The sequence below is a fragment of the Halolamina sp. genome, from assembly GCF_036626355.1.
GTDB lineage: Archaea > Halobacteriota > Halobacteria > Halobacteriales > Haloferacaceae > Halolamina.
The window spans coordinates 1-7,251 of the sequence record NZ_JAZKRY010000117.1 but is presented as its reverse complement, the minus strand read 5'-3'; the positions used below and the strand labels follow the sequence as shown (position 1 = coordinate 7,251).

The following is a 7,251-nucleotide window of genomic DNA, read 5'->3' as shown; positions in this document are numbered from 1 at the left end:
CGTCGTCGCCGTCGTCGCCGGCTCCGAGCGCGGTCTGGAGCTCCCGTCCCTCGGCCGGGAACACCGTCGCGGTATGTGGCTCGGTCTCACCCTCCGGCGTCGTCTCGTGCGTACAGCAGGCACCACAGCGGGTACACTCGAAGCCGACGCTCTCGATGGCGTCTGCGAGCGCCGCGACGTCGAGCCCACGGGCGCGTTCGAGCTCGGTTTCCAGAGATTCCACAGTTCCGTTCGGTCCTCGCCGTTGATAAACCCGCTGTCAGTAACCCGTTCGACATCGACGTCCGGGACCGAGAAATCTCTACACCGAACCGCGGAGGTCGACTGAACCGGCGGACGAGTGGCACCGCGTCCGACTCAGTTCGCCGAAACGACGCCCGCCTCTCGGTCGAGCCGGTGGCGGATGAGCCGTTCGAGCACCGCCCGCGGCGCTGGCCCGTCTGTCGGCCGCGAATCGACGTGCCGGGAGTCAGTTGGGACTGGACCGTCATCCGCGACCGTTCCCTCACCGATTGGCGGGCCGTGACCGACGCAGAGCCGCTGTGGGTTCTGCGCCCAGAGCCGGCGAAGCGATGTCAGATACGCCCGGAGGTCACCCTCCGGCGCACCGACCACGACGCTCCCCTCGGCGACCGCGAGGTCGCCACAGAGGACTGTTCCGCCGCGTGTCTCGGTGGCTCCGGCTCTCCCCGCTTGGCCCCCACCGTCCGGGAGTTCGAAGGCGATGTGGTCGGACGCGTGACCGGGCAGGTCGAGCACCGAGACGGGGCCGACGCCGGTCTCGACTGTCGAGCCTTCAGATATCTGGCGGTCGGGTTCGATACCGGTCGCTGCCTGGAACTGCTCGGGGCGGCGAGCGAGGAGTTCCGCGCCGGTCTCAGCGGCGTACGCCGCGACGGCGCCGACGTGCATCAGTCCGCGCTGCCGCTTCGTTCGGGCATCCGCGAGACGGTCAGGTCCGTCTTGCCGGCCGTCGCGAACTTCGTCAGGTCGACGGCGTCGACGCCATCGGCCACCTCCTCGACGGCGTCGTAGGGCCGGGAGACGACGATGTCGCCCGCCCGCCCGCTGTTGATGCCGGGGACGATGGTGAGTTCGTCCATCGAGGCGGCGTTGATGTCCAGCGGGTAGGGCACCCCTGTGACGGAGCGGTAGCCGTGGTCGACGACGGCGATGTCGATGGTTGTGCCGAGTTCGCGCTCGTCGGGAATCCCCACGAGCAGCGGGTAGGTGCCGAGTTGGCGACCGAACGTCTTGCCGTCTTGGTGGTACTCCAGATGAACGTCCGGGAGCACGGTTCCGGGCGGGACGACCCGCTGGAGCATCGGGTTGTCCACCTGCTCGCGCACGGCCCGCTTGTACTCCTGGAACTGCGCCTTGTGCTCCTTGGCGATGTCGGCGCCGGTATCGCCCATCTCTGTGCCCGCGAAGGCCATCACCTGCCGGATGTTGATGCGCCGGAGCATCAGCCCCTCGTCGTACACCTGCCGGAGGAACCGGCGGTTGTGGTCGTACGTCTCCGGTCGTTCGCCCTGCAGCCCGTGGACGAGATTGATGCCCGGCAGCAGTTTCGGCAGACGGTTCTCCGCCGGGCGCCACCCACCTGCTTCGTTCACGACGCGGACTGCCTCCAGACACTCCTCAGCAGTCACGAGCAGGTTGTTCTGCTCCTGGACGACGGGGTCAGCGCTCTCCAGGCCGAACGCGGCCGTGTCGCCGGGCGTGTTGTGCTCGGCGATGGTCTCGATGGCCTCCCGCGAGGCCTCCGGGTAATCCGTGATGGTCACGGGGTTCATGTTGTCCAGATGGAGCGTCTGGAGGGTCGGCGCTACCTCGCGGATGCCGCTGTACAGCCGCCGGATGGCGTCAGGGTTCGGCGCCTCGCCGTCGCCGCCGAACGCGAGGATGTCGGCCTGTCGACCCAGCCGGAAATGCTCCAGTCCGTGGTCCGAGAGCCGGTCGACCTCCTCGACGACGGAGTCGGCGGAGCGGAACGCTGGGTTGCCGTAGAGCGGTTCCGTACAGAACGAGCAGCGGTAGGCACAGCCCCGGCTGGTCTCCATCTCGGCGATGAGGTAGTCGGGGTGGTTCGGGTGCTGCTCGACGATGAACGCGCCCGTCGACGCCCAGCGGTCGAGTTCCTCGTTGTCCCGCATCCGGTCGTTGAACCCCTCCATGCCGGAGTCGACGAGGTCGTGGGCCGCGGCCTCGACGTCGCCTTTCGCGACGAACTCGTAGTCGAGTTCCTTGCGCTCCATCTCCTGTGCGCCGGCGTTCTCCTCGCCGACCCCGAATCGGACCGGACCGCCCAGCAGGGTAGTGCCGTTGGCGGTCCAGGCCAGTTCCTTCACCTCGTCTGGCTCGGCGGGCGTGCCGCCGACGTACTTCCCGGGGACGGTCATCCCGCCGACGTAGATGAAGAGGTCGGCGGTGGCGACGTCCCCCCAGTTCATGCGATCGTCGCGAAGTTCGTCGATGGTGTGGTAGGTGATGTTCTCTGCGTCGACGCCGGCGTCGACGAGTGCGCCGGCGGTGAACCGGGGGTAGGTGGAGATGTACGGCGGCACCCCGAAATGGGCGGGCTCGTCGACGTAGCCGTCGACGATGGTGACGGACAGCGTTCCGGGGTCGGGCATACCGTTGGCTTGTCGGCCGAGGGGTAAAACGCGTGTGGTGCGGCGCGTGGGGTTGTTAAACGTAGATGTAGCCTTCCGCGTCGTACTCGCCGTCCTCGATTGCGAGGTTCGACGGGCCGAGGGTGTTGCGCCACGTGGCGAAGGCCGCGAGCACTGCGTCGAGCCCGTCGCCCCCGGAATCGGCGAGCAGTCGCTCACGTACGTCCGCCGATACCGTCAGCTCCGCCGCCGCCTCGAGCGCGGCGAGGTTCGCCTCCCGACGCTCGCGGCCCTCGTCGCTCGACTCCTTGTAGCCGGCACGGTACGTCCCGCCGTCGAGGCTGTCCAGCGTGGCCGCAGGGTAGGTCTCGAGCAGCGTCGGGCGGTCGGACGAGCAAGGCTGCATCGGCGCGACCCGAACCACGTCTGCGAGCACCAGTGGCCGGAGCACGTCCCGAATCCCGTAGAACGTCTGGCTCCGAAGCCGCCGGTTGTAAGGCGAGAGTGCCCCCACCGACTCCTCGCTCGCGCGGACGTGCTGCACCCGGTCGTCGTCGGTCAGCGCGCCGCGGGACTGACAGCGCCGCTGGAACTCCGCGGGGGTCGCGAACAGGCTCGGAAACTTTCGGATGAACGTCTCCCAGTCCGCGGCGCTCACCACCGGCTCCGGCAGCGCGAACGGGAAATCCAGCCCCGCGGCGGCGCTCGGCTCGAGATCGGCCAGCTGGTGGGTCAGCGCCCGATGGACAACTGCGCGGTCGGAACCGACGTCGAACCGTTCTGTTGCGGGCGCACAGCCGACCAGTTGGGGGCCATCCCTGCAGTCGATCTCCGCGATCCAGATGTTCGAGCCGGCGTCTTTCGCGCCGCTGAAGTCGACGCCGAGGACGCGCTCGGGCGGCGTGTACGCCATCAGTCGGCGGCGGCCGCCGACGTATCGCCGGTCGGGTTGCTCGTCAGCACGCCGTTACGCTCGAGGGCCTCGAACAGCAGTTCGGCGACGTCGACGATCTCGATCTCGTCCTCGAAGCCGCCGGTCTTGCGGCCGTCCTCGAACATCGTCGTACACATGGGGCAGGCGACGACGAACTTCTCGATCTCGCTGCCCGCGGCAGTGTCCTCCAACCCCTCGCGCAGACGCTCCTCGCTGGGTTTGGGCTCGTCGTCGAAATCCATCCAGAGCCCGCCGCCGCCACCACCGCAGCAGAACGAGTCGTCGTGGCTGCGTGGCATCTCGTGGAGTTCGCAGCCGGTCGCCTCGATGAGCCGTCGGGGCGCTTCGTACTCGTCGTTGTACCGTCCGAGGTGACAGGGGTCGTGGTAGGTGACGGTGTAGTCGAGTTCGGTGCCCGAAAGCGAGAGTCGGCCGTCGGCGACGAGCTCCGAGACGACCTGGGTCCAGTGGAAGACGCCGATTTCGCCGTCTGCGTTCCACTCCTCGTCGTACTCGAACGGCATCACCGGGTCGTCGGCGAACTCCGCGAAGTCGACCTCGGGGTACTCGTTCTTGATGGTGTTGAACGAGTGGGGGTCCGTACAGACGATCTCGTCGAACTCACAGTCCGCGAAGGACTCGACGTGGTGGCCCGCGAGTTCGAGGTAGAGGAACTCCTCGCCGACCCGACGGATGTCGTTGCCGTCGTGTTTCTCGTCGTCGAAGAGGATGCCGAAGCTCACGTCGGCGGCCTCGAACACCTGGGCGAGCGCGCGGGCGACCTTCTTGTTCCGGTCGTCGAAGCTCGGGTAGTCGCCGACGTACCAGAGATACTCGACCTCCTGCTCCCGGGCGTCGGTGACCTCGAACTCGAGGTCGTCGGTCCAGTCGCCGCGGGTGCGGTTTGGGTTGCCGAACGTGTTGCCTTTCCGCATCACGTCCTGGAACACGTCCTGCAGTTCGGGGGCGACCTGCCCGCTGTCGACGAGGTCGCGGTTCATCCGCGTGAAGCTCTTCAGATGCTCGATATCGACGGGACAGGCGTCCATACAGGCCATACAGGAGAGACAGGACTCCATCGTCTCCGCGGCGATAACGCTTTCGCCGCCGTCGGCGATAATGTCGACCTCTTCGCCGCCGGTGTCGAGGGACTCGCGGTACTGTTTGAGGTCGAGAATCACGTCACGCGGGTCGAGATTCCGCCCGGACGCCTTCGCCGGACAGACCGAGGAACAGCGACCGCATTTCGTGCAGGCGTCCTGGTCCAGCGTCTCCCGCCAGGTGAAGGAGTCGATGGATTCCGCGCCGGTCTCGGCGTCGAGGTCCGCCGGGACCGAGGGGAGTCGCGCGCCCGCCTTCTCGTCGCGGGTGACGACGTTCGCGAAACTCGAGATCATGTGGAACGGTTTTGCGAGGGGGATGAACGCGACGAAGCCGAATGCGATGAGCGCGTGGGACCACCAGCCCCACCAGTAGAGCGCCTCGGCGCCCGCGGTGCTGATACCGACGCCCTCGATGACCATCCCGACGAAGTAACCGACGAAGCTCACCGACTCGAAGTCGGGGAACCCCGTCGCGCGGATGCGCAGCCCTTCGAGCAGGTAGCCACCGACGCCGAGGGCGAACAGCGTCCAGACGAAGATGTCGTCCTCGAAGCTCGTGTGTTTCCCCCAGAGACGCCCCTCGCGCTCGGTGTAGCGCCGGTAGATGGCCATGCCGACGCCGACGACGAACAGCAGGCCCATGGCGTCCATCACCAGCGAGTAGGCCAGGTAGAACTCGCCCGTAAAGAACGAGGTGCCAGTGAGGGTTCGGTAGATGTCCATCTCGAAGGCGAGGATGGACGTACCGATGAACAGCGTCAGGAACCCCCACAGGATGAACGCGTGCATCACGCCGGCGTAGCGGTCGCGGTCGAACTGGTTCTCGTTCGAGAGCACGGTTTTCGCAGCGTCGACGATGCGGCCCGGTAGGTCGTCGAGGCGGGCGATGGGTTCGTCGTTTGCCCGCGTGTAGCGCTGGAACCGCTCGTAGAGCCCAGCGGCGAACACCAGGATCGTCGCGGCCGCGAGGAAGTAGAAGGCGGCCTTCCCAACCGGTGAGATCGTGAAGAACGTCTCCCGGGTCTGTGCAAGCATACTGTACACACCGGTCAGCGATCACGTAAATCTTGCCGACTACGAGCGCTCGGTGGACGATACGGTTCTCTGGGTTGGGTTACGCGACCGTTCTCGACCCCCGAGCAGACGTGACGGGAGACCTACCAGTTAGCGGACTGAACCCAGTGTTATTGCTGCTCCAGCACGTACTGTTAGCTCATGGATGACCGAACGGAAGAGCTCAAGGAGCTCTTCGTGGAGACCACCGGCGAGGAGTCGGTGACGGAGGACCAGCAGGAGGGGCCGGGCGAGCTCTCGGGCGACGTTGCTGCGGCGGACGCGACCGAGCGGGTCCAGGAGCTAATCGCGCGGATGCGCGAGCGGTACGCGTTCGAGTCGGGACTCGACGACGAGACACTCACGGATCTCGTCGTGGGGTTCTACGCCGACGAGAGCGACGCCGAACTCGCTGACCGGTTCGACACTGCCGAGGAGACGGTGTTCACCGCGCGGATGGACCTCCACCTGATTTGCGATGCGGACCGGGACATGCCGTTCCCGTTCAAGCAACTCCGGGAGCTCGTCGTCGAGGACGTGCCGCTCGAAGAGCGTGCAGCACGTCTCGATTCTGCGATGGAGACGGTCGAACGCTCCTCCCGGGTGGCCGAGGCGGAGCTCCGTTCGACCCGGGCCAACCACCGCTTCGTCGACGAGTTCGCCGAACTGCTCACCGACACGGAGCTGAGCGACAGCCACGCGGCCACCGCCCGTGACGACGGGCTCGAGGAGGCTGCCGAGGATATCGAGACGAACACGCAGCTGTAACGCGATGCTGACCACCCAGACCGGCGCCGGGTTCGCCGTTTTCCCCCGAGCACTCAAGTAGGAGAACGGGACCACCGGTGGCTATGCCGACCGCCGACGATCTCGTCGCCGCCAGCGCGCTCGGGCGAGCCGTCTACTGCCCCCGACAGCTCTACTACGCGCGAACGGAGGACTCGTTCGAACCGCCCGAGGAGGTCCGTGAGCGCCGCGAGCTCGCCTTCCGCTACCCTGCGCTCCGGGATGCCGCCGACGAGCGGCTCTCGTCGCTGCCTCTCGCTGTCGACCCGTCGGAGTTCCGGGCAAACCTCGAACAGCTCGCAGCCTCTCCGAACTGGGCGGCCATCGTCGACCCGCTGGTCCGCGACGCGCTGTTGACGGGGAAAGACTGCCGCGGCGTGGCACACAAACTGCTCGATGGGGCGGCTGTGCAGTGGGGCGGTGACGATGGGCCACCGGTCCCAACGCTCGTCTCTGGGGGTGTCCCGCCACCCCAGGGCGTCTGGGAGCCACAGGCCATCCGGGCGGTCGGGCTGGCCAAGGCGCTCGCCTGGGAACGGAAGCGGGAGGTGCCGCGCGCGCTGGTCGAGTATCCGGCCGTCGGCGTCGTCCGGCGGGTCAGGCTGACCGCTCGCCGGGCCGCCCGCTACCGAGAGGCGCTCGGGACTGTTCGATCGCTGGACGGCCCGCCGCCGCGGCTCTCGAACGACGCGAAATGCGGCAGCTGCGAGTTCCTCGAGGAGTGTGGCGTCCGGAGCCGGTCGCTCCGCTCGCTGTTCGG

The 7,251-nt window shown here is 67.3% G+C and carries 5 protein-coding genes and 2 pseudogenes; 2 read left to right on the top strand and 5 right to left on the bottom strand.

The window, feature by feature from the left end:
• The 5 genes and pseudogenes from V5A38_RS13975 to V5A38_RS13955 form a co-directional block, all read right to left on the bottom strand.
• Positions 1-223, bottom strand: a pseudogene (locus V5A38_RS13975) (YkgJ family cysteine cluster protein); the annotation flags it as partial.
• Between the two features lie 140 nt (positions 224-363).
• Positions 364-909, bottom strand: a pseudogene (locus V5A38_RS13970) (hypothetical protein); the annotation flags it as partial.
• 2 nt (positions 910-911) lie between these two features.
• Positions 912-2,636 (bottom strand): radical SAM protein, encoded by a 1,725-nt coding sequence (locus V5A38_RS13965; protein ID WP_332326377.1) that lies wholly within the window; start codon positions 2,634-2,636, stop codon positions 912-914.
• 55 nt (positions 2,637-2,691) lie between these two features.
• Positions 2,692-3,528: a DUF429 domain-containing protein gene (locus V5A38_RS13960; RefSeq protein ID WP_332326376.1), complete on the bottom strand. Its 837-nt coding sequence runs from the start codon at positions 3,526-3,528 to the stop codon at positions 2,692-2,694.
• Positions 3,528-5,687 carry a heterodisulfide reductase-related iron-sulfur binding cluster gene (locus V5A38_RS13955; protein WP_345786291.1) on the bottom strand — a complete coding sequence of 720 codons (2,160 nt, stop codon included), beginning with the start codon at positions 5,685-5,687 and terminating at the stop codon, positions 3,528-3,530. Before V5A38_RS13955 ends, V5A38_RS13960 begins: the two co-directional genes overlap by 1 nt.
• Positions 5,688-5,867: 180 nt before the next feature.
• Between V5A38_RS13955 and V5A38_RS13950 the strand changes: the two genes are divergently transcribed.
• Positions 5,868-6,473, top strand: a complete 606-nt coding sequence (locus V5A38_RS13950; protein ID WP_332326374.1) for a conditioned medium-induced protein 4 — start codon at positions 5,868-5,870, stop codon at positions 6,471-6,473.
• Positions 6,474-6,556: 83 nt separating this feature from the next.
• Positions 6,557-7,251, top strand: a 695-nt coding sequence (locus V5A38_RS13945) for a hypothetical protein (protein ID WP_332326373.1), incomplete at its 3' end; no start/stop codon positions are given.

What these genes read in the sequence shown, in the direction of transcription:
- V5A38_RS13960 (WP_332326376.1), bottom strand. Translation starts at nt 3,528, where the DNA reads ATGGCGTACACGCCGCCCGAGCGCGTCCTCGGCGTCGACTTCAGCGGC.
- V5A38_RS13965 (WP_332326377.1), bottom strand. Translation starts at nt 2,636, where the DNA reads ATGCCCGACCCCGGAACGCTGTCCGTCACCATCGTCGACGGCTACGTC.
- V5A38_RS13955 (WP_345786291.1), bottom strand. Translation starts at nt 5,687, where the DNA reads ATGCTTGCACAGACCCGGGAGACGTTCTTCACGATCTCACCGGTTGGG.
- V5A38_RS13950 (WP_332326374.1), top strand. Translation starts at nt 5,868, where the DNA reads ATGGATGACCGAACGGAAGAGCTCAAGGAGCTCTTCGTGGAGACCACC.